Origin of the sequence: Pseudomonas sp. VA159-2 (assembly GCF_024126635.1) — a bacterium.
Taxonomy (GTDB): Bacteria; Pseudomonadota; Gammaproteobacteria; order Pseudomonadales; family Pseudomonadaceae; genus Aquipseudomonas; species Aquipseudomonas muyukensis.
Genome location: NZ_JAMYBV010000006.1, coordinates 56,911 through 79,523, shown reverse-complemented (window position 1 = coordinate 79,523; position 22,613 = coordinate 56,911). Strand labels below are relative to the sequence as shown.

Genomic DNA, 22,613 nt, shown 5'->3' with positions numbered 1-22,613 from the left:
ATGAACCTTTCATCTTGGGCTATTCGAAGCCCTATCCCCACTATCTTGCTCTTCTTGATTCTGAGTTTCGCTGGCTTCAAAGCGTTTCATGCGATGAAAGTGCAAAACGTTCCGGACATGGATCTGCCGACTGTATCAGTCTCAGCGTCGCTCCCTGGTGCCGCACCACCGCAGTTGGAGACCGAGGTTGCCCGCAAGCTCGAGGACTCAATTTCTTCGGTCCAGGGCCTGAAGAACATGCGCACGACCATTCAAGATGGCGTAGTGATCATTTCCGTTGAATTCCGCCTGGAGAAGCCCATTCAGGAGGCCGTCGATGATGTGCGAACGGCTGTCCAGCGCGTACGCGCGGATCTACCGACAGCTGTCCGTGATCCGATTGTTAGCAAGCTCGATGTCACGGGCAGCCCCATACTGGCCTTTTCCATTAGCTCGTCATTGATGGATGAAAGCGAGTTGTCGTGGTTTGTGGACAACACGCTGTCACGCACATTGAGGCGTATCAACGGGGTTGGGTCGGTCACGCGCGTGGGAGGCACTACCCGTGAAGTCCATGTTGAACTCGACCCGGTGAAACTGGAGGCCATCGGCGTAACGGCCCTTGAGGTCTCCCAGCAACTGCGGGATGTGCAGACGGATGTCACTGCCGGGCAAGTGGACCTTGGCCTCGGCAAGCAACCGCTGCGTTTGGCTGCACGTGTGAAAAGTGCGGATCAACTGGCCAATGTCGAGCTCGCATTGCCAAGCGGCCACCATGTGATGCTGAGGGAGGTCGCGACGATCAAAGATACGATCGCTGAGCGAAACGCACTTGCCGTGCTCGGAGATCAACACGTTGTCGGGTTCGAGATCACCCGTGCCCGCGGCGCCAGTGAGATTGAAGTAGGCAAAAGCGTTCAGGATGCCTTGGCAGAGCTCCGCCTGGACCGCCCTGACTTACAGATCATCCAAGTCTTCGACTTTGTGCAGCAAACCCAAGATGAATTCGACGCTTCAATGAGCATGCTCTATGAAGGCGCGCTGCTAGCGATACTGGTCGTCTTTCTATTCCTGCGCGACATCCGGGCGACCGTGATATCGGCCGCTGCCCTGCCGCTTTCAGTTTTGCCTGCTTTCATCGGCATGGATGTCATGGGTTTCTCGCTCAATGTTGTGACCTTGCTAGCCCTGTCATTGGTCATTGGCCTTTTGGTCGACGATGCCATTGTGGAAGTCGAGAACATCGCTCGTCATCTTGCGATGGGTAAGACACCGATGCAGGCCGCCATGGATGCCGCGTCGGAAATTGGCCTCGCGGTAGTGGCGACGACATTTGCACTGATTGCTGTATTTCTTCCGACGGCTTTCATGGATGGTATCGCGGGTAAGTTCTTCAAACAGTTCGGCTGGACCGCAGCGCTTGCAGTATTCGCATCCTTGGTGGTCGCGCGGCTACTCACACCGATGATGGCCGCCTATTTCATGAAACCAAGGGTGCAGCACCTCGCTGACCCCTTCTGGATGCCTGCCTACCTAAAAATAAGTCGCTGGACCTTGAACCATCGGTGGATGACGTTAGGCATCGCGATGGTAATTTTTATCGGTTCACTGTCACTTATTCCACTGCTGCCTCAAGGGTTCTTTCCACCGGACGACAGCTCTCAGACTCAAGTGACCTTGGAACTGGCACCCGGCGCCACGCTTGCACAAACCCAGGCCGTAGCTGAAGCCGCCAGTGCGCGATTGGCAACTCTGGACCACGTAACACGCATCTACACCACTATCGGGACTAGCGGTGTGGGCAGTGATGTGATGGCTGGAGGTGGCAAGGCTGAAGTTCGCACCGCCACCTTGACGGTGTTATTGGCACCACGAAGCGAGCGGCCCAAAAAACACGTCATCGAGGCTCGCATGCGCGAAATGGTCAGCAAGTTACCTGGTGTACGGAGCAAGGTCGGCTTTGGCGGCTCGGGTGAGAAATACCAGCTCGTGCTCACAGGGGACGATCCGCGGCTTTTAAATACTGCCACCGATGCAGTGCTGCAGGATCTGAGACGCATTCCCGGCCTAGGGAACATCTCGTCAAGTAGCGGGCTTATTCGAAATGAAATCACGCTAACCCCTGACTATGCAAAAGCCGCTGAGCTGGGCGTTTCAGGTGTAGCAATCGCGGACACTTTGCGCGTTGCAACGGTGGGTGACTTTGACGAGTTGCTGTCGAAACTGAACCTGGAACAGCGGCAGGTTCCCATCGTCGTCAAGTTTTCAGAAGACATTCGAAAGGATCTGACGAAACTGGAACACCTTACAGTGCGTGGTGCTGATGGTCCCGTGCAGCTCAACCAAGTTGTGAAGATTGAGCAAAAGGGTGGCCCTACTGAGCTGACACGACTCAATCGAGCGCGCAGCGTATCTCTTGTCGTGGAGCTTTCGGGCATCGCATTGGGCGATCTAACGAAGCAGGTCGCGAGGCTGCCCTCTATCCAGAATCTCCCGAGAGGCGTTCATCAAGTCGTCCAGGGTGACGAAGAAATGATGGAGGAGCTGTTCATCGGATTTGGTACAGCCATGTTGATCGGCGTTGTCGCGATCTATGTAGTGCTGGTACTGCTGTTCAAGGATTTCTTCCAGCCGATTACGATTTTGGTGGCTTTGCCACTGTCACTGGGCGGAGCCTTCCTCGGTCTTTTATTTGCAGGCCAGGCGTTCTCACTTTCCTCTTTGATTGGTCTGGTCATGCTGATGGGCATCGCCACAAAGAACTCGATTTTGCTCGTCGACTATGCCATCGAAGCGCGTCGAGGCCGCCTGGAAACAGCGAAACCGATGGCGCGGTTGGAGGCATTATTGGACGCCTGTCATAAGCGTGCTCGGCCGGTGATCATGACTTCATTGGCGATGGGGGTTGGCATGCTACCTGTAGCATTGGGCTTTGGCAGTGCCGATCCTAGCTTTCGCAGCCCTATGGCAGTGGCGGTAATCGGGGGGCTTATCACTTCCACGGTTCTAAGCCTGTTGGTGATTCCGGCGGTGTATACACTTGTGGACGATTTGCAGTGTTTACTGCGCTCACTTCCGCATAGAGTGGCTGGATTCAGTTTAAAAAAGAAGGTTGGTTTCGCAACGCTGGGTGTGGTGCTTCTTTACTGGCTGGCATTTCCAATCATTCCTTTTCTCGATATCCCACACAAAATTGTAGTAATACCGATCATTGCAGTGGTTGGAGAGTTGCTATTTGTCATCGCTATAGCGCTGCTCGGGAAGGAGTATTGGGGACAGATCAAGACCTGGATCCGATCAAAACTTAGCCGCAGCAACCAGCAATAACACAACTACGTGCATGGATACCTATGGATTATATCGCTTTTGGCTTATACACACTGTGCTGTGCTATTGGTCTAGCGTTGTGCTTCCTAAAATGATTTAGGGTGCACAGCTTAAAAAACAGCCTGCCCCGAGGCATGACTTAAGGACGAGTGCATTTCAATGGAGCTGATATGCGAAAAAGAGGCCAAAAATTTTGGGACTGGGCCGACCCCGACCTACATGTCCGAAACTATGACGAACACTATGCCGGTGAGTGTTTTATAAACATTCAAGCTCGAACGTCGAGAGAGAGGCAGACCCAGCTTTTTCTCGGTATATATGGAAGCAAAGGGACAATACTGCTTGAGGAGAGTTACTGGGACTGCAACGGACAATCAATGTCTGCTGCGATAACTTGGGCGCTACAGCGCGCCCATGCTTTTTTGCAGGCTAGCCAGCGTTAGCTATCGAGCTTCCTCTATCTGAGATGGGCGAGCGGCAGCTATGGGTCGAAAGTAGCCCGTTGCGAATGACTGCTTTCGACCCATAGCAGCCCTTCGCGAAAGGCGGCTTAGACCAAAGGCATGCGTTCCATTTTTGTCAGGTCAGATCGAGTGCTACTTCTTTGAATGAGGGGCACGCTATCGATTACTCTGGATCAAAGAATGCCGGGGTGGGGATTTGCCAGGCGGGCTTCTTTTCATCTTGACTGTCGAAAGCGCGACGCGCCTCGCGGAATTCCTCAGCGTTTTCGACCACCCACATCCAAACAGGGGACATCCGAACCAACAGCTCCATACCCAGCGGCGTCAGCTCGTATTCGACGCGCGGCGGAATTTCCCCGTACTCCCGTCTAAGCAGTAATCCATCCCGCTCCATGGCGCGTAGCGTCTTGGTGAGCATTCGCTGGGTCACCCCAGTCATCTGTCTTTTTATCTCGGCGTGGCGCATCGTGCCGTACACGCCCAAGGCATGCAGGATGCCCAATGACCATCGGCTACCTGCGTGAGCGAGGACTTCCCGCCTGACGCCATCATCATCTTCTCGGAGCGTTTGGCAGATGGCGTCTGCCTGGCTCAGAGCGTCCTGATCAGTCATTTATTCCTCCTAGGTATCACGCGTGTGCCTTCTTACGACTACTGCCTGATCATGCCAGCATTTGCTCATGTTATAGGCATCACGTCTCAGGAGGAATCATGACCGAAGCAACCCCACTTTCCCCTCAATCCATTCTTGTTCTCGGCGCCGGGGAACTGGGTTTCCCGGTTTTGCGCAATCTCGTGCGAGTGGCAAAACGCGCACCCGGTTCCCAAATCAGCGTTCTTCTCCGGGAGTCGACCATCAATACCCAGATACCGGAGAAAAAGGCCGAAATCGATGAGCTTCGCGGGCTGGGCATTCAGATGGTCGCAGCGGACCTGGTGAACGATTCAATTGAAAAGTTAGCTGAAGTGTTCGCCCGGTTCGATACCGTCATAGGCTGTGCCGGCATGGTCGCGGGTCGAGAAACCCCCATGAAACTGGCAACAGCAGCGCTAAGGTCGGGGGTGAAGCGCTACTTCCCGTGGCAGTTTGGCGTGGATTTCGAAGTGATCGGTCGGGGCAGCCCTCAAGATCTTTTCGATTCTCAACTCGATGTACGCGAGGCGCTTCGTGCGCAAGACAAAACTGAATGGGTCATTATCTCGACGGGCATGTTCACCAGCTTCCTTTTCGAGCCCGTATTTGAGGTCGTCGACTTCGACAATGACACCGTTAACGCGCTCGGCAGTCTTGAGAACAGCGTGACGCTAACTACACCAGACGACATCGGCGCTCTCACGGCGGAAATCGTCTTCTTCGAACCCCGCTTCCGCAACGAGATTGTCTATCTCTCAGGCGACACGGTGTCGTATGGACAAGTCGCGAACATCCTTGAACATGCGCTAGGTCGTCCGTTCAAAACTAACGTGTGGACTGTTCCGTTCCTGATGGATGAGCTGAGGAAAGACCCTACCCACCACATCAAAAAGTACCGTGCTGTATTCGCACAGGGCAGAGGTGTGGCATGGCCTAAAGCGGGAACCTTCAACGAACAGCGGTCGATTCCAGCAACCACCGCAGAGCAATGGGCTCAGGCGAACCTGCGAGTTCGCGTCAAGCAGGAGCTTGCGCCCACTTGAGAACCGCATCAGGTTAATAGGTGAATCTGACAACCTTTGGGTCGTAAGCGGACGGTCACGAATGGCCGCTATGGGTCGGTTAGCGACGGTCTGCCCTCGACCGTCGCTTTGGATGGTCAGACCTCCGTCTGTTCTGCCATCTCCAAGGCATCGTCGACCTCAATCCCCAGATATCTGACGGTGCTTTCAAGCTTCGTATGGCCAAGCAAGAGTTGGACTGCCCTCAGATTCTTGGTTCTACGATAGATCAACGAGGCCTTTGTTCGCCGCAGCGTGTGGGTGCCGTACAGCGCTGGATCAAGGCCAATGGCTGTCACCCAGGCTTTCACTATTCGAGCGTATTGCCTGGTGGAGAGATGATCTGAACCGTGTAGCCGACTCGGAAACAGACAGTCCTCGCTACGGAGATGAGCCTGGTGCATCCAGACTTCCAAAGCCATACGGGTTTGCTCGGTGATCTCGAATTGCACTGGATGGTGAGTTTTCTGCTGCATCACGATCGCTCGTGACGACACATGCTCTCCATGGGCTACGTCCCGTACACGAAGCTTGGTTAAGTCGCAGGCTCGCAGCTTGCTGTCGATTGCCAAGTTGAACAACGCCAGATCCCTGGATTTCTCCGCGATCTGGAGCCTTACCCGGATGGCCCAGATATCTCTGAGTCGGAGCGGGGCTTTCTGCCCGACTAGCTTTCCCTTGTTCCATGGGCGATGGGTGTAGATAGCAGCGGTTTTCATGGGTTCTCCTCCGCGTTAGAGGAGGACAAGGGTGAACTCGATACGGTGGACGGTCGCTAACCGACCCGTAACGGCCCTTCGTAAAGTTCGGCAAACGACACATTGCTGTCCCTTACGAGAGATAGCTACGCCTGGCCATAGCGAATAGCCCGCACTTTCAGCACATCAGGTGGGCATGCCGGCCCCCGGCCCGGAGGGAAATGGAAGCTGTTCCAGGATTGCGACGATGACCGCGGCGTATTGTCCATCGGGGTCGAGCTCAGGATCGAAGACCGTTACGGTCATGCCCCGGCAGCGCCTATCCGCCACGAAGGGCGTCATGATCTTCACCAGGTCATCAGGCGCCAGCCCTGGGGAGCCGGGGCAATCGACGGCGGGCATGATGGTCTGGTCCAGCACGTCGACGTCCAGATGTACCCAAAAACCTTGGTCGGGGACCTGGTCAATCACCTTGCTGATACGCTCAACAACTGCTTGTGGGCCTATGGCCAGGGCCTCGAAGACATCGATCCGAGTGATCGAGGTGTGGTTGATATCGGGCCAGGCAAAATCTTCGTTGCGGTTTTCCCGTTCCCCCAGTTGCACCACCTGGGCATCGGTAACCAGCGGCGCGGTGCAGCCTGGCCATATCGTCGCCAATGCCTCGCCCCGGCCTGTCGCGAGGGCCAGGTCCATACCTGCGACTGCGCCCAAGGTTTTGTTCGGGTCATAGTTGCCGGGGTGCCGAAAGTCGCTGTGCCCATCGATATGAATCAATGACAGCGGCCCGCGCGCGCGGGCGCCTGCCAGTGCCCCCAGCAAGATCGAGCAGTCGCCCCCAATCACCAAGGCGAAGTCACCTTGCAGGGAGGCCTCGCGCACCCGATCTGCCAGGGCAAGATTGAACAAACGTATGGCATAGCCATTGCGTAAGCGTGTTCCAGCTTGTGTCGAGGGCGAATAGACAGGACGGGGCAGCTCGTGGAAGACCCGCACGGGGACAGCCTGGAGCAGGCCGGCAGCAATCAGTGCTGCCGGAGCACGCCAGGTCCCGGGTTCATGGTCGGGGTGTGGAGGACTGAGCCCAAGGTTCGAGGGGGCGGCAATCACTTGCATGGGTAAAGGTGCTGCATGGCGTGGTTTCCTGTGTGTGCCAGCTAGAAGCCTGGCCGATGCCAACTTTGCTGCCGCCAGCACTGCGATGCGCAGTGCTACGTATGACCCAATCAGGGGGGGGCGGGTTTGCTTTTCGTTACATGAATGCTTGCCGCCAGCGCACCAGCCTAATTCAGATTGACGCGAGCACCCAGCCCATTTCCGCCTCATGTCCACTTTGGGTCGTCAGCGGCCGGTTACGACTGACCGCTTTCGACCCATCTCTCGCCCAGAGCAGAAATCGACCCAAAAGCTGCCGTTGTCGGAGGAAGCTCACGGCCAGGAGCGGTCATTTGCGACCAGATTTTTTCCTGTCAAGAAAACTGGTCGTACCGGAATGCACATCCAGCAAGTACGTCAGTTGGTTGATAATCTCCGCTCCAGCCTCGACTGCGACCGCGCTCTGAGATCAGATGTAGGTTCTTTCTGGCCCGCGACGACACCACATACATGAGTTTTTTCGCCGTCTCGGCTTGGTTCGGATCACTGAAATGGGGAACCATCCCTTCTAGCAGGCCATAGGCGATCACTGCGTCATACTCGGCACCCTTGACCCCATGGATCGTCGATACGGTGACACCAGTGCGGTTCGCAAAGACCTTCCTGAACATCGCCAATTCAGCAATCGCCTCAGCGCCTTCCTTGATGAGTTTATCGATGCGCTTCTGCGAGCATTCGAAGAAAGCGTCGTGATGCTCTTGGAGTGTTGCGCAGCTGCGGCGATCGATCTCGAAAGTGGAACATAGCTGGTCGAAAAACGACCGGAGGTAGACCAGGCCATCGGTCTCGGTGATGGTGATGGCGTTGCAGGCGCGCAGCAGTGTCTTGCGGTCCAAACCTGGAACCTCGACGCCAGCATCGCTGAGACCGGCGATTATCTCTCCCGCCCATCGCATTCGGCGTACATACAGCTGTGGGGACGCCTCCGTCAGAATGATCCGGGCGAGCTTGTACCAGAAATTGTCAACGTCGCGCGCGAAGGGCACCATGCCCGGACCATCGAACGAATAGGTCGGAAGCGCTGCGACCAGCCGGCGTGTCATGCTTGCGAGATGGACCCACCAAGGCGCAACGATGCAGACCTCATGCTGAGAGATTCCGAGCGTTTCGACGTTGAATTTGATGAGCCTTACAAGCTCTTCCTCCAGCGCGTCGCGGTGTGTCTGGTGATCGAACGACACAACGCTCGCGTAGTCCCTGTCTTTTCCCACCGCCTCGACCTTCGAAGGCAAGACGTTGTAGTTGCCGAAATAGCTCACAATGCGCGATGACGACCGGTAATTGTCTGATAGCTCCATTTCCTTGAAGGCGATGCCGCACTGAGCCCCAAAGTCCGCCGCCGTAATCGCATAGCCGCCAAGCGAGCCATAGATTGCCTGATTAGGGTCGCCTACAACAAAGGCGGAGGCACCGCCTTTAGACGCTTTCAGGATCGATGCGAGGATCGCATATTGAATTTCCCGCGTATCCTGAAACTCATCGAGGAGCACGCATTCGAAGATCGAGCCGAGCAGCACGCTGATTGAGGGATTCTTCTCGATGAGTTGATAGGCGTAGAAAAGGATCAGCTCAAAATCGACCTGCCGCTCGGCATCAAGCGCCCTCCAATATGCCTGCAAAACTCCCTCAATTGCTTGATGCTTGTCGGTCTTGTTGCATGTCAGGACATAGCCGTTCGGCGTGAAATAATATGCGCAGTCGAAGCTGCTGAGCTTAGTGCCCTGCACCGCGCTGCAGAACTCCTCCAGCATTAGTTCGGTGTCATGGGCATTGATCACCCGGAAACCGTGCTTGAGCGCCGAGTGATAGATTCCGTAGGGCTTTAAGATCCATTCGAGACAGAAGGAGTGGATCGTGCCAATCCAAAGTTGGCTCGTATCGACGCCAAGCTGCTCGATACGCTCGTGAATCTCATCCGCAGCCCTATGCGTGTAGGTGATCGCGACGACGCGTTTTTTGTCCGACTTAAGCTCCGACAACAGGCGGGCGAGCTTGTAGGTGAGGGTCCTCGTTTTACCGCTCCCCGGGCAGGCAACGAGGAAAACGCTGCCTGGATGCTCGATGGCTGCGACTTGGGCGTCGTTCAGATCCTTCCTGTCCCAGACAAACATTCTAGAAGCTCGCCAGGATCGTGTTGATGCCGTCTGCAGGAAACGCCTGTAGCATTTCGGCGCGGACCCCTGCAAAGTCGATCTCGCCGCGATGGTAGCGTCTGATTTGCGCGCGCATCGCGTCAATGTCCCCTGATGCGTGTAGTTGCGACGCGGCAAGGACCGAGACCCGATAGTCCAACACACGCGCCCATGTCTGGATGGATACCGGGATATGTGCTTGGAAGATCGCGTCGAGGATGTAATCCGGAATGACAGTATCAGGCGTGATCATTCGCCCCAGGATGATGGCGAACCACCCCTTTCCGGCGTAACGTGCCATCGTCAGAACGCGCGTCCCGAAACGTGCAATGTCGCCCGATTCCAGCTCCATCTTAGACGTCGCGATAGTGCCGCAATCTTTATAGACTTCGCTCAGCACCGAAACGACAGTGCTGATATTGCCGGCGGACACGAAGTCGACCTCGAAAGTGTGGTCGGCGAAGTGCGCTGTCAGCCAGGGATTCCCGTCACACAACTCTTTGAGCGCCGCTTCGCGCCGTAGTCCAGCGATCTGTGACCCCAGTGCCTTCTTCTTTGCGGCCGCCTCATCATCACTGTCGTGTATGTCCTTGGTCGTATCGATAAACGCGCGGTCAAGGTCGGTGATGATCGCGCAGCGCTTGCGGATGCGCTCGTTGTGGAAAAGCACCGCCACATTCTCGAAGCCAGTGCTGCGGATGTTGATCAAGCTGATCCCCAGTTCGTCTAGGCTCAGCCCGAACACCTTTTTAATGAGGATCGGGATGAGAATCTCCTCGGCGTCGCCCTCGACCAGCACCACGCTTTTGGCGAAGAGGAGATTGCTGCGGACCGCATCGAGGTAGCGCTGAATATTACCAATCTGGATGGGGTCAAGTCCCGCAGATGGCTGGAACACCTCGCATCGTCCGTCCTGCCGGCCGAGGATGTTGATGTTCACGACGTTGTTCACTTCGGATATGTGGGTCGAATGGGTTGAATAGATGATCTGGGTGTCATCAAAGTTCAGCCTGTCGAACAGTGTTTTCTGGATATGCGTGTGGATGTGAGCCTCCGGCTCCTCGATCACGAGGAAATTGGCGAAGGACTCTTTCTGCTTCTGATATTTGAACTCGAGCAGCTTCAGCGTCAGGTAGATCAGGTTTGCCCCCCCCCAGGCTCAACTCGTGAATCGCGCCCTCATATTCTTCCTCGCTCTCGCCCACAAATAGCTTGAGCGACTGGAACAGGCGGTCGGCCTCGTCGGACAGATCCGAGCGGATTGAAAGTGAACGCGGGGAGTAGGTCTCGCCTGCTGCATCGGTGATGGTGTCGCGAATATCGGAGCGGATGGTTCCGACATCTGGTAGGCCCTCGATTGCATCGTTAAGCCCTTTGACGAGCGCGGTGATCGGCTCGAAGCTCTGCGGATCGATCGCACCGCTCCGGCACTTGAGCAGAGTTAGGAGGGGGTTGGTGCGGTTGTTCTGAAAGTCGGCGACCACATCGCGCAGTGCCTGCACGAATGTGAAGCACACTTCGCGCGAGATCGAGAGCATGCCAGGGATGATGCCGCCGATAGCAGGGCTCGTCAGTTCTTGGGGAAATATTACCGCATCGAAGTCACCAACCAGTTGCCTGTAGATTTCGGGATCGAGGAAGTTTGCGGTGCTCTTGCCGGTGAAAATCGTTTCATAATCCGAAACGGTGATCTTCGAACGTGCCTCGCCGAGTCCTACGGTATCACCAGCGGAAAGGTCGGCCAGTGTCCGTCGAACTGCCGCCTTAGGGCGAAAAATAAGGTTGTAGGTCGCCTTGCCGATCGCGCCGTCGGCGATGTTACCGGTCCCATGGAGAAAGAGGGATTGAATCGCCTCGTCCTGGGATACCTCATCGAATTCGAGGCTAATGACTATCCAGTGACCCCGCCAGTCGCCAAGGCCCCGGTGGAAGTCCTTCTCGTCGAGCCTATATGCCGCGCGCAGCAGCGTGTCGTCTAGCAAAAGACGCAACGCCCGGAACAGGTTTGTCTTGCCTGATCCGTTCTCGCCGATGATCGTGTTAACGCCCTTGTTGAATACTACATTCGCGCATTCAAAATTCCGGTAGTTGACGAGTTGTAACCTTGAAATATGCACGAATAACGTCCCCTGTTTAGCCGTAGCTCGCTATTTTAGCCTGCCCAATCGAGCTGGAGCATTTTACGCTCCCGTGGCTTGGTGGTGGAGATGCGGCTCAATCGCTCAGCATAGCATCGGCCAAATCCTGCATTGTGGGCGAACACAAGCGTCACCGGCCCTGCAAATGCTGCAGTCCCTGCGATGTCGAACGGGAATAATCGGGGCAGACCACGATACTGATGCTGACGGGGAAGCCCAAAACTGACCCTCCTGCCAGTGAGCGGCTGCTATTGGCCGTTCGATTCCCTTAGCGAAAGGCAGCTGTGGGTCGTGAGCTGCTAGGTCAGCCACCATTTTTTGGAGGGCCACTGAAAAATTTATTTTCAACCTCACACCAACGTCGGTAGGAAAACTTTACGTTAGTGCAGGCCTGAATTTTTTGTAAGGCGTCAATGATACCTTCGCGATTCTTTATACCAACTTGTGAAATCTTGTGGTAAAGAAGGCTCCAGCCAATAAGAGCATCATCCCAATGCACAGTATCTCCTAGAATTGAAAATATGTAGGAAGGCATATTAACTTTGGCTGACCGCCCGAATGCGTGTTTTGCATGGATCGAAAGAGAGTTATCACCTGACCCACAAGCGGATATGGAAAGAGCAAGCTTGCCTTCATAGCTGGAGTTCCTGAGCAGGGGTAGTAAATACTCTATCAATTCATTCCATTCTACAACGTCATTTCCGAATGCTACACACCCTGAATTTCCATGGGATGAAATATGTAGAAACAAAGGTAACGACGGATATCTTTCAGCGTGATTTGAATCAGATGAAGACAAATAATTAATTATTGATTTAAAATCGGCTTTAGATTTAGCAAAAAATGAAATCGCTTGATGCCCCATAAGATTGCAAGTGGCCTCCAATGCTTTCGCCTCAGATCGCCCATCGAATAGGTCAATTGGATTTGGACTTTCAATTATTGCGATTCGAATTTTTGGCACAAAAACTCCCTAGGCAGGCTTAGATGAAAAGTACAGAGTCGAAACGGCGACCCTGCGAATAGAGCCAACACGCGCATCGCATGAAGGATCAATCTCTCTGCTCCCTTCTGCTGCTAGGGAGCCTTGCAGGAGCGGAGCGGAGTTGCATTTTAAAGCCTCGATTCCCTCTAATTGCGACTTTTCCATAACGATCAATTGTGACAATGGTTTCTTTGATTATATTTTTATATCCGCCTTTTATTTCATACTCAAAAGAAACGAAATCCGCCTTAAATACCCACTGCTGAGAGCCAAGCGCCAAGAAACTGTACTTTTCACCTTCGATTTCTAAAACGTGGGAATGCAATGCGCCTGTGTTACCCCCTCGGCTTGGAGGTCGGTGTGGTTCCTTAAGGTACAAACCATACGAAGTTATTTTTTTACTTTCTACTCGCAATTTATCCATGAGATTCCTCAACTTACGGTTCAACATCTAGATTACTGGCGAGCAAAGATACAGTTTGTGCAGGTCGTGTGAGCAAAGCGAAAAGTGTAAGCTCTGACCATCTGAGACTAACGCCGGTGAAGACATGTATCAATCCCCGCTAGCCTTCAATATCGGATTGTTTCGGGCCGGTAGCGGCCTTTCGTAAAGGACAGCTTTGGGTCGAGCGTGGTCTCTTGGATACACCGCTCCCGGCTCTAATCCCAGTCCATTTTGAAGTTCTGTTGTTTCCTGAACGCGTCCAGCACACTCTCGAAACGGGAGCGTTCGAAAGTCAGGTTCGGTATTGAGTCATACCAACCAACGGCAGGGGACTGCAAAGTGATTAAATCCCTCAGCAAACCAAATCGGCGCCACTGGACGTGGTGCTCATCGGCGTGCTGCTCAGCGACAATGACGGTACATGTCAGGTCCAAGTCATCAGAACAAACAAGCAGAGGGACCAAGGTCTCCCAGCCCGGCGCCGTGGAATAGATCCGGTCCCATACCAAATCGGTGTCGTCATCGTCGTTCAAGCCTGAATGAGCTGATACGAGGTGTAACTCAGCTTCCCGATTGTGCTGAGGTAGCCAAACCTCCAGAGGTACTCCGTCAACGGCAAACGTCAGGTAGAAGCCGAGGCTGTACTTGGATTTATGGCTTGTAATGGATAGCAGGTTACTCATTCCAGCTCTTGCCCCCCTGAAGTCTGAAGAGGTTACTTTTTCCAGGTGCGGATGTCTGCCTTTGGCAGATAGCGACGCTCCGCGTGACGGGCTGCTTTGGGTCGATGGCAGCCACCCGCGAACAGCAGCTATCGACCATAGCGGACATTCCGGGCATGGCTTCAAATTGATCGCTGGTTCACACGAGCAGATAGCTGCTCGGCGTTCTCCTTGCGCTCCGAATAGCGGTCCACCAGGAGTTCCTGGCGGTCACGCAGCAGTACGGTGAACTTCACCAGCTCCTCCATGACATCCACCACGCGGTCGTAGTACGGCGAAGGCTTCATGCGCCCCGCGTCGTCGAACTCCAGGTAGGCCTTGGGCACCGAAGACTGGTTCGGGATGGTGAACATGCGCATCCAGCGGCCAAGTACGCGCAACTGGTTGACCACGTTGAACGACTGCGAGCCGCCACACACCTGCATGACCGCCAGGGTCTTGCCTTGGGTGGGGCGAACCGCACCCAGTGCCAGGGGTATCCAGTCGATTTGCGCCTTGAACACCGCAGACATCGCGCCGTGGCGCTCTGGCGAGCACCAGACCTGGCCTTCCGACCACTGCACCAGATCACGCAGTTCCTGCACCCTGGGGTGCTCGACAGGCACATCGTCAGGCAACGGCAGGCCCGACGGGTTGAACACCCGTGTCTGGGCACCGAAGTGCTCCAGCAGGCGTGCGGCTTCTTCCACCAGCAAGCGACTGAAGGAGCGTTCGCGGGTCGATCCATACAGCAGCAGGATGCGCGGCTTGTGCTCGCTGGAACGACTCACCGCTGGCGGCAAATCGAACAACGCGAGGTCGAGATTAGGCAGTTGCTCGGACATGTTCCCTCCTGCTCAAAGCGTGCCGATGCGATCCAGTTCATGCTTGAGCTGCTCACGGTCGAGGTTATCGAAAGGCAATGTGAAGAATGCCAGGCAGCGAGACTCGATGCGGCCCAGCGTGGCGCGGAACGCAGCGTCGACCGACGCTTCGTCACCCACGACATCGGACGGATCCTCCAGCCCCCAGTGCGACTTCAGTGCAGGGCCGAAATACAGCGGGCAGGCCTCGCCGGCTGCCTTGTCGCAGACGGTGATGACGATGTCAGGAGGGCAACCCTCGAACGCGTCATTGCCCTTGCTGCTCAGCCCGTCAGTCGAGATGCCGGCATGCTGCAAGGTGGTCAGGCTACGAGGCAACACTAGGCCTTTCGGGAAACTGCCGGAGCTGACGGCTTCAAAGCCGTGAGGAGCCAAGTGATTGAACATGGCCTCGGATAGGATGCTGCGGCAGCTGTTGGCCGTGCACATGAACAAGACTCGCATGGAGACTCCTGCGCTTCGTGGCGGATGTCAGAGGCTCAGGCGCAATGCCAGGGCCGAAAGGGTGATCAGCAGAACCGGCAGCGTCAGCAGGATGCCGACCCTGAAGTAGTAACCCCAGGTGATGCGCATGCCTTTGCGCTCCAGCACGTGCAGCCAGAGCAGCGTGGCGAGGCTGCCGATGGGGGTGATTTTCGGGCCGAGGTCGCAGCCGATGACGTTGGCGTAGATCATCGCCTCACGCACCAGCCCTTGCGCCTCGCTGGCCTGGATCGACAAGGCGCCCAACAGCACACTGGGCATGTTATTCATGACCGAGGACAGCAATGCAGCAATCAACCCGGTGCCGATGGCGGCACTCCACAGCCCTTGTTGTGCAAGGTGATCAAGCAGGTGGGTGAGCATGTCGGTGAGGCCGGCATTCTTCAGCCCGTAAACCACCAGGTACATGCCGAGAGAGAAGATCACCACCTGCCAGGGCGCTTCGCGCAGTACCCGGCGGGTCGAGATACGATGCCCGCGAGCGGCGACGGCAAAGAGGATCGCCGCACAGGCTGCGGCTACCGCACTGATCGGGATGCCCAGTGGTTCCAGGGCGAACAGGCCGATCAGCAACACCAGCAGCACCCCGCCACCGACTTTGAAGGTTGCGCGGTCATGAACCGCCTCGCTTGGCGTCTTCAGGGCCGCGACCGTGTACTGCCTCGGAATATCACGGCGGAAGAACTGGAACAGCACCAGTAGGGTTGCGGCCACGCTGGCGAAATTCACCGGCACCATCACCGAGGCGTATTCGCTGAAGCCCAGCTTGAAGTAGTCGGCCGAGACGATGTTCACCAGGTTGGAGACTACCAGCGGCAGGCTCGCCGTGTCGGCTATAAAGCCGGCGGCCATGACAAAGGCCAGTGTCGCGGCAGGCGAGAAACGCAGCGCGAGCAGCATCGACATGACGATAGGTGTGAGGATCAGTGCCGCACCGTCATTGGCGAACAGCGCCGACACGGCAGCTCCGAGCAGCACGCAGAAGGCGAACAGGCGGTAGCCGCTGCCGTTTGCCCAGCGCGCCACGTGGAGCGCGGCCCACTCGAAGAAACCGGCCTGGTCCAGCAGCAGGCTGATGATGATGACGGCAATGAAAGTGGCGGTTGCGTTCCAGACAATGGCCCATACGGTCGGGATGTCGTGCAGCGAAACGGCACCCGCCGCCAGGGCGATGAGGGCGCCAAGCGCGGCACTCCAGCCAACGCCAAGCCCCTTCGGTTGCCAGATGACCAGGATGAGGGTTAAAACAAAAACGGCAATTGCGACCAGCATGTAGATCTCGCTCTGTGATGATCAGCAGCAGGCAGCGTCACGAACGGGGCGGCCGTCCATGTTCTTCAGCCGAAGAGAGTTGTCTGCCAACCACTGTGAGTTAGCCTGCAAGGTCACCTGCAACATTTCATGCACCCAAGCGGGCAGATCCGGGTTCAGGCGGTAATACACCCATTGACCCTGGCGGCGATCCAGCAGCATGCCATTGCTGCGCAGTTGCGCGAGGTGGCGGCTTATCTTGGGTTGGCTGTCGTTCAGCGCGCACATCAGCTCGCAGACACATAGCTCACCGAGGCTAGTGATCAGCAGGGTGGCGCGAACACGGGTCTCGTCGGATAAGCTCTTGAACACATCGGGCGGGGTAATCATGGCTGCACCAATACATATGGAAAGTCGAATATACGAATTTCCATATATCATACAAGTACATTTGGCCTGAACGGCCGCGACGAAGGGGGCTGTTCAACGTTACCCGAAAAGAGTACAAATGTGCTCCATGGACAATCTGACCCCCAAACGCCGCGCCATCCTCGCGTTCATCCGCGAGCGCATCACCGATCAAGGCCAGCCGCCGTCGCTGGCCGACATCGCCGAGCGCTTCGGTTTCGCCTCGCGCAGCGTGGCGCGCAAACACATCACCGCCCTGCACCAGGCTGGTTTCATCGACGTCACCCCCAACCAGGCGCGGGGCATCCGCCTGGCCGAACCCTTGCGCCGCCCTGAAATCCTCGAGGTGCCCGTGCTCGGCCAGGTCGCCGCAGGTGCCCCCATCGGCCCGGACCTCGGCATCCACGAGCAACTGCTGCTCGACCCCAGCCTGTTCCGCCGCACCCCGGACTACCTGCTCAAGGTGCGTGGCGACTCGATGATCGACGACGGCATCTTCGACGGCGACCTGGTCGGCATTCGCCAGCAGGGTGAGGCCCGCGATGGGCAGATCGTGGTCGCCCGGCTCGATGGCGAGGTGACCATCAAGCGCTTGCAACGCACCCGTGACGGCTATCGACTGCTGCCGCGCAACCCCGCCTATGCGCCGATCGACGTCGGTCCGGAGCGCGAGTTGTTCATCGAGGGCGTGTTCTGCGGCCTGCTGAGGCGCGATTGATGGGCGCGGTAATCGACCTCGAGCGGCTGCTCGACCAGCGCCAGGTCTGGCGCGGGCGGCAAGCCCAGGCGCACCCGCAGGCCTTGCAGCCCAGCGGCCATGCCGCCCTCGATGCGCGGCTGCCCGATGGCGGCTGGCCTCCCGCGGCGCTCAGCGAACTGCTGCTGGCCAGCCCAGGCAGCGGCGAGCTGCAGTTGCTGTGGCCGACGCTGGCACGACTGACGACGGCGGGTGAGCGGGTGGTGCTGGTGGCGCCACCCTTCATCCCCTATGCGCCGGCCTGGCAGGCGGCGGGGGTGGACCTGGGTTGGCTGGTGCAGGTCGCGGCCCAGGGCAGCGACAGTTTGTGGGCGGCGGAGCAATGCCTGCGTTCGGGCAGCTGCGCGGCGGTGTTGTGTTGGCCGGAGCGCGCCGATGACCGCGCGCTGCGGCGCTTGCAAGTCGCGGCGGAGACCGGCGAGGCCCTGGCCTTTGCCTGCCGCGGGCAGCAGGCCGCGCACAACCCGTCGCCTGCGGCCCTGCGCATCGCCATCGACACCCGGCCGGCACAATGGCGCGTGCTCAAGTGCCGGGGCGGCCTGCCACCGGCGGCGCCGATCGCCTGTCCGGGGCGGGGGTGATGGATCATGCTCTGGGCCTGCATCCTGCTTCCCCAGCTGGCGCTGGACACCGTCCTGCGTGAGCGTGACGACCCTGATACGCCGCTGGCACTGATCGGCGGACCGACCCAACGCCGTGTACTCCAGGCCGTCAATGAGCCGGCACGGGCCCTGGGCCTGCGCGCCGGGCAGACGCTGACGGCTGCCCGCGCCCTGGCCGATGGCTTCAGCTGTGTCGAGGTCGAGCCGGCGCGCCTCGAGCAGCTCCAGCAGTTGCTCGCCGCCTGGGCCTATCGCTTCAGTGCACAGGTCAGCCTGCATTACCCTCGGGCCTTGTTGCTGGAGGTGGGGTCGAGCCTGCAGCTGTTCGGCCCCTGGCCCTTGTTCGAGGCACGCCTGCGCCATGAACTGGCCGAGCTGGGGCTGCGCCAGCGCATCGTCGTGGCCAGCAACCCGGTGGCGGCGCGGATGCTCGCCAATGGGCATGACGGCCTGGCCTTGACCTGCCCACAGCGCACGCGCGACGCCTTGCTGAACATGCCGGTGGCGCGGGTCGGCTTGCCGGCGGAGGCGGCCGAGGCGTTCGCCCGCATGGGCCTGCGTCGGCTCGGGCAGGTCCTGGCCCTGCCGCGCGAGGCCTTGGCCAGGCGCTTCAGTGCCCAGGTGCAGTTGCACCTGGATCAGTTGCTTGGCTTGCGCACCCTGGGCCTGGATTTCTACCAGCCCCCCGACCGCTTCGAGGCGCGCCTGGAGCTGAACTTCGACGTCGAGTCGCACCAGGCGTTGCTGTTCCCCTTGCGCCGCCTGATCAACGACCTGGCGGCGTTCCTTGGCGGGCGCGATTGCGGTGTGCAGCGTTTCGAGCTGCACCTTGAGCATGCCCAAGGGCCAGACACCGTGCTCAAGGTCGGCCTGCTGGCCGCCGAGCGCGACGCGGCGATGCTGTTCGAACTGGCCCGGGGGCGCCTGGAGCCGTTGCGCATTCCGGCAGCGGTGCGCAACCTGCGCCTGCTGGCCGCCGACCTGCCTCCCTTCGTGCCCCAGCACCAGGCCTTGTTCGAGGCCCGGGCCCAGCAGGCGCAGCCTTGGGAGCAACTGCGCGAACGCCTGCGTGCGCGGCTGGGCGATGACGCGGTCAGCGGCCTGCGCGCCGAAGCCGATCATCGCCCCGAATGCGCCTGGCAAGCGGCGCAGCAGGGTGCCCAGGGGCGCCTGCTGCTGGCCCCCGGCAGTCGCCCCGGCTGGTTGCTGCCCGCGCCCCAGCTGCTCTGCGAGGCTGGGCTGCAGTGGCTGGGGCCGGCCGAGCGCATCGAGTCCGGCTGGTGGGACGGCGGCGATGTGCGGCGCGACTACTACCGTGTCGAAACCCGCGATGGCCTGCGTGGCTGGGCCTATCGCGACCTGGCGGCGCCCGGGCCGTTGTGGTTGCAAGGCTGGTTCGCATGAAGGCGCCGGGCTACGCGGAGCTGCATTGCCTGTCGAACTTCAGCTTCCAGCGCGGCGCTTCCAGCGCCGACGAGCTGTTTCGCCGAGCCCGCGAGCAGGGCTACCAGGCCCTGGCGATCACCGATGAATGCTCCTTGGCGGGTATTGTCCGTGCCTGGCAGGCGGCCAAGCAGCATGGGCTCGCCCTGATCATCGGTAGCGAGGTGCAGGTGCATCACGGGCCGAAGCTGGTCCTGCTGGTGCAGGACCTCACGGGTTACCAGAACCTCTGCGCGTTGATCACCCGGGCGCGGCGACGGGCCGAGAAGGGCGCTTACCAACTGCTCGCCGAGGACCTCGAGGCCCATCACCAGGGGTTGCTGGCGTTGTGGGTCGCGGCGGCGGAGGGCGGCGACGCGGCCTGGCTGCAAACGCTGTTCGCTGAACGCCTGTGGCTGGCGGTGCACCTGCATCGCGGTGTCGACGATGAGGGGCGCCTGGCCGCGCTGCGCGCCCTGGGCCTGCGCACGGGCATACCGCTGGTGGCCTGTGGCGACGTGCACATGCATGTGCGCGGCCGGCGCGCCTTGCAGGACTGCATGGCCGCCATCCGTGCGCATTGCCCGGTGGCCGAGGCCGGTCGTTTCCTGTTCGCCAATGGCGAGCGCCACCTGCGTACCCTTGAGCAGTTACGCGAGCTGTACCCGGCGGACCTGCTGGCGCAGACCCTGCTGCTCGCCGAGCGCTGTCGCTTCGACCTGGCCGAGCTGCAGTACCACTACCCCCGCGAGCTGGTGCCCGCGGGCCAGAGCCCGGCCAGCTGGTTGCGCGCGCTGTGCGAGCGCGGCCTGCCCGAGCGCTGGCCGCAGGGGCCGAGCGCCAAGGTGCGCGAGGTGCTGGACAGGGAGTTGGCGCTGATCGAGGAACTGGGCTACGAGAGCTACTTCCTTACCGTCCACGATATCGTCGCCTTCGCCCGTGGCCAGCGCATCCTGTGCCAGGGCCGCGGTTCGGCGGCCAACTCGGTGGTGTGCTTCGTGCTGGGCATTACCGAACTCGACCCAATGGAGCACCGGCTGCTGTTCGAGCGCTTCTTGTCCCGCGAGCGCAACGAGCCACCGGATATCGACGTGGATTTCGAACATGACCGGCGCGAGGAAGTCATCCAGTACGTCTTCCGGCGCTACGGTCGGCACCGTGCGGCGTTAACGGCGGTGGTCAGCAGCTACCACGCCGCGGGGGCGGTGCGCGATGTGGCGCGGGTGCTGGGGCTGCCGAGCGACCAGGTGGATGCCCTGGCCAAGTGCTGCGGGCGCTGGAGTGACCGGATCCCGGATGCCGAACGCCTGGCCGAGGCCGGGTTCGACGCGCAGAACCCGTCGTTGCGGCGCATCCTGGTGCTGGCTGGCGAACTGATCGGTTTCCCCCGGCACCTGTCGCAACATCCAGGTGGCTTCGTCATTTCCGAACAGCCCCTGGACCAGCTGGTACCGGTGGAAAACGCGGCCATGGCCGGGCGCACGGTGATCCAGTGGGACAAGGACGACCTGGACATGGTCGGCCTGCTCAAGGTCGATGTCCTGGCCCTGGGCATGCTCAGCGCGCTGCGCCGCTGCTTCGACCTGATGGCCCTGCACCGCGGGCAGCACTACCGCTTGGCGACCCTGCCCAAGGAAGACCCGGCCACCTACGCGATGATCGGCCGCGCCGAGACCATGGGCGTGTTCCAGATCGAGTCACGGGCGCAGATGGCCATGCTGCCGCGGTTGAAACCGGAAAAGTTCTACGACCTGGTGATCGAGGTGGCGATCGTGCGCCCCGGGCCGATCCAGGGCGACATGGTCCACCCGTACCTGCGCCGGCGGCTGAAACAGGAACCGGTCACCTACCCCTCGGAACAGCTCAAGGCCGTATTCGAACGCACCCTGGGCGTGCCGCTGTTCCAGGAACAGGTCATGGAGCTGGCCATGGTCGCCGCCGACTACAGCCCCGGCGAGGCCGACCAGCTGCGCCGCAGCATGGCGGCCTGGAAGCGCCATGGCGGGCTGGAGCCACACCGGGCGCGGCTGATCGACGGCATGTTGCGCAATGGCTACGAACGGGCCTTCGCCGAGCGCATCTTCGAGCAGATCAAGGGCTTTGGCAGCTATGGCTTCCCCGAGTCCCACGCCGCCAGCTTCGCCTTGCTGTGCTATGCCAGCAGTTGGCTCAAGTGCCATGAGCCGGCGATCTTCACCTGCGCCTTGGTCAACAGCTGGCCGATGGGCTTCTACAGCCCTGACCAGTTGCTTCAGGACGTTCGTCGCCAGGGCGTCGAGGTGCGCCCGGTGGATGTGTTCCACAGCGCCTGGGATTGCACCCTGGAGCCTGTGGGCGAGGGTGTCCTGGCGATTCGCCTGGGCCTGCGTCAAATCCGTGGCTTCAGCGAGGCGGATGCCAGGCGCCTGGAACAGGCGCGCACGCAGCGGCCCTGGCGCGATGTCGAGGACTTGTGCCTGCGGGCCGGGCTGGATGCCAGGGCCAGGGCGCGACTGGCGGACGCCGGAGCCCTGCGCGCCCTGGCCCGCGACCGGCACCAGGCGCGTTGGCAAGTGGCGGCGGTGCAGGCGCAGTTGCCGTTGTTCGCCCAGCTCGAGGGGGCGCCGGAAGCCGCGGTTGAATTGCCTGTGCCGACGCTGGGCGAGGACCTGGTGGCCGACTATCACACGCTGGGCACGACCCTGGGGCCGCATCCCTTGACGCTGCTGCGCCCGCGTCTGCGGGCGTTGGGTTGCCGCAGTAGCCATGAGCTGGCGGGCGTCGCGCATGGCGACAGCGTGGCGGTGGCCGGTATCGTGGTCGGCCGTCAGCGCCCGCAAACCGCCAGCGGCGTGACCTTCGTCACCCTCGAAGATGAACAAGGGATGGTCAACGTGGTGGTCTGGCGCGACCTGGCCGAGCGGCAACGGCGGGCGCTGGTGGGGGCACGGTTGCTCAAGGTCAGCGGGCGGCTGGAGCAGGAGAAGGGCGTGCGGCACCTGATTGCCCGGCGGTTGGAGGACATCAGCCCGTTATTGCAGGGGCTGGATGTGCGTAGTCGGGATTTTCATTAGGCCCTGCACGAAAAAACCTGAGACGAAGGCCCGG

General features: G+C 59.3%; 18 protein-coding genes and 2 pseudogenes. 6 read left to right on the top strand and 14 right to left on the bottom strand.

Annotated elements, in window-relative coordinates; genetic code table 11:
- On the top strand, positions 1–3,306 hold the full coding sequence (locus NJG22_RS07820; protein WP_253093503.1) for an efflux RND transporter permease subunit: 3,306 nt from the start codon (positions 1–3) through the stop codon (positions 3,304–3,306).
- Between the two features lie 627 nt (positions 3,307–3,933).
- Here the strand turns inward: NJG22_RS07820 and NJG22_RS07815 are convergent.
- Complete coding sequence (locus NJG22_RS07815) at positions 3,934–4,383, bottom strand: helix-turn-helix domain-containing protein (RefSeq protein ID WP_253093502.1); 450 nt, start codon at positions 4,381–4,383, stop codon at positions 3,934–3,936.
- 98 nt (positions 4,384–4,481) lie between these two features.
- On the opposite strand from NJG22_RS07815, the gene NJG22_RS07810 reads away from it, so the two are divergent.
- The gene (locus NJG22_RS07810) at positions 4,482–5,447 is read left to right on the top strand and encodes an aromatic alcohol reductase (protein ID WP_253093501.1); all 966 of its coding nucleotides are present in this window, start codon (positions 4,482–4,484) and stop codon (positions 5,445–5,447) included.
- Positions 5,448–5,563: 116 nt separating this feature from the next.
- On the opposite strand, the gene NJG22_RS07805 is transcribed toward NJG22_RS07810, so the two are convergent.
- The 13 genes and pseudogenes from NJG22_RS07805 to NJG22_RS07745 all read right to left on the bottom strand — a co-directional run bounded on the left by NJG22_RS07805 (position 5,564) and on the right by NJG22_RS07745 (position 16,727).
- Positions 5,564–6,184, bottom strand: a complete 621-nt coding sequence (locus tag NJG22_RS07805) for a tyrosine-type recombinase/integrase (protein WP_253093500.1) — start codon at positions 6,182–6,184, stop codon at positions 5,564–5,566.
- A gap of 165 nt (positions 6,185–6,349) precedes the next feature.
- On the bottom strand, positions 6,350–7,279 hold the full coding sequence (locus NJG22_RS07800) for an arginase family protein (RefSeq protein ID WP_253093499.1): 930 nt from the start codon (positions 7,277–7,279) through the stop codon (positions 6,350–6,352).
- A 353-nt stretch (positions 7,280–7,632) separates the two neighbouring features.
- Complete coding sequence (locus NJG22_RS07795; protein WP_253093498.1) at positions 7,633–9,429, bottom strand: ATP-dependent helicase; 1,797 nt, start codon at positions 9,427–9,429, stop codon at positions 7,633–7,635.
- 1 nt (position 9,430) lies between these two features.
- Positions 9,431–10,390 (bottom strand): ATP-dependent endonuclease, encoded by a 960-nt coding sequence (locus NJG22_RS07790; RefSeq protein ID WP_253093497.1) that lies wholly within the window; start codon positions 10,388–10,390, stop codon positions 9,431–9,433.
- Between the two features lie 72 nt (positions 10,391–10,462).
- Positions 10,463–10,570, bottom strand: a pseudogene (locus NJG22_RS24655) (hypothetical protein); the annotation flags it as partial.
- Positions 10,571–11,360: 790 nt separating this feature from the next.
- Positions 11,361–11,567, bottom strand: a pseudogene (locus tag NJG22_RS07780) (AAA family ATPase); the annotation flags it as partial.
- A 325-nt stretch (positions 11,568–11,892) separates the two neighbouring features.
- Positions 11,893–12,552 carry a hypothetical protein gene (locus tag NJG22_RS07775; RefSeq protein WP_253093496.1) on the bottom strand — a complete coding sequence of 220 codons (660 nt, stop codon included), beginning with the start codon at positions 12,550–12,552 and terminating at the stop codon, positions 11,893–11,895.
- Between the two features lie 88 nt (positions 12,553–12,640).
- Positions 12,641–12,997 carry a hypothetical protein gene (locus NJG22_RS07770; RefSeq protein WP_253093495.1) on the bottom strand — a complete coding sequence of 119 codons (357 nt, stop codon included), beginning with the start codon at positions 12,995–12,997 and terminating at the stop codon, positions 12,641–12,643.
- 236 nt (positions 12,998–13,233) lie between these two features.
- Complete coding sequence (locus NJG22_RS07765) at positions 13,234–13,701, bottom strand: hypothetical protein (RefSeq protein WP_253093494.1); 468 nt, start codon at positions 13,699–13,701, stop codon at positions 13,234–13,236.
- Positions 13,702–13,862: 161 nt separating this feature from the next.
- The gene (arsH, locus tag NJG22_RS07760) at positions 13,863–14,564 is read right to left on the bottom strand and encodes an arsenical resistance protein ArsH (protein ID WP_253093493.1); all 702 of its coding nucleotides are present in this window, start codon (positions 14,562–14,564) and stop codon (positions 13,863–13,865) included.
- Positions 14,565–14,576: 12 nt separating this feature from the next.
- Entirely contained in the window at positions 14,577–15,047 is a 471-nt protein-coding gene (locus NJG22_RS07755; RefSeq protein ID WP_253093492.1) for an arsenate reductase ArsC, read from the bottom strand.
- Positions 15,048–15,074: 27 nt separating this feature from the next.
- Positions 15,075–16,358: an arsenic transporter gene (locus NJG22_RS07750; protein ID WP_253093491.1), complete on the bottom strand. Its 1,284-nt coding sequence runs from the start codon at positions 16,356–16,358 to the stop codon at positions 15,075–15,077.
- 21 nt (positions 16,359–16,379) lie between these two features.
- On the bottom strand, positions 16,380–16,727 hold the full coding sequence (locus tag NJG22_RS07745; protein ID WP_253093490.1) for a metalloregulator ArsR/SmtB family transcription factor: 348 nt from the start codon (positions 16,725–16,727) through the stop codon (positions 16,380–16,382).
- A gap of 118 nt (positions 16,728–16,845) precedes the next feature.
- On the opposite strand from NJG22_RS07745, the gene lexA reads away from it, so the two are divergent.
- Genes lexA through NJG22_RS07725 form a run of 4 tightly spaced genes read left to right on the top strand, consistent with a single transcriptional unit; the run spans position 16,846 to position 22,579 of the window.
- On the top strand, positions 16,846–17,463 hold the full coding sequence (lexA, locus tag NJG22_RS07740; protein ID WP_217848269.1) for a transcriptional repressor LexA: 618 nt from the start codon (positions 16,846–16,848) through the stop codon (positions 17,461–17,463).
- Positions 17,463–18,083, top strand: coding sequence for a translesion DNA synthesis-associated protein ImuA (gene imuA / locus NJG22_RS07735; protein ID WP_253093489.1), 621 nt, complete (start codon positions 17,463–17,465; stop codon positions 18,081–18,083). The genes lexA and imuA overlap by 1 nt, the downstream gene beginning before the upstream one ends.
- 6 nt (positions 18,084–18,089) lie before the next feature.
- A complete protein-coding gene (locus tag NJG22_RS07730; RefSeq protein ID WP_253093488.1) occupies positions 18,090–19,508 on the top strand; it encodes a DNA polymerase Y family protein in 1,419 nt (472 codons plus the stop codon).
- The gene (locus tag NJG22_RS07725; protein ID WP_253093487.1) at positions 19,505–22,579 is read left to right on the top strand and encodes an error-prone DNA polymerase; all 3,075 of its coding nucleotides are present in this window, start codon (positions 19,505–19,507) and stop codon (positions 22,577–22,579) included. Before NJG22_RS07730 ends, NJG22_RS07725 begins: the two co-directional genes overlap by 4 nt.
- Positions 22,580–22,613: the final 34 nt, after the last annotated feature.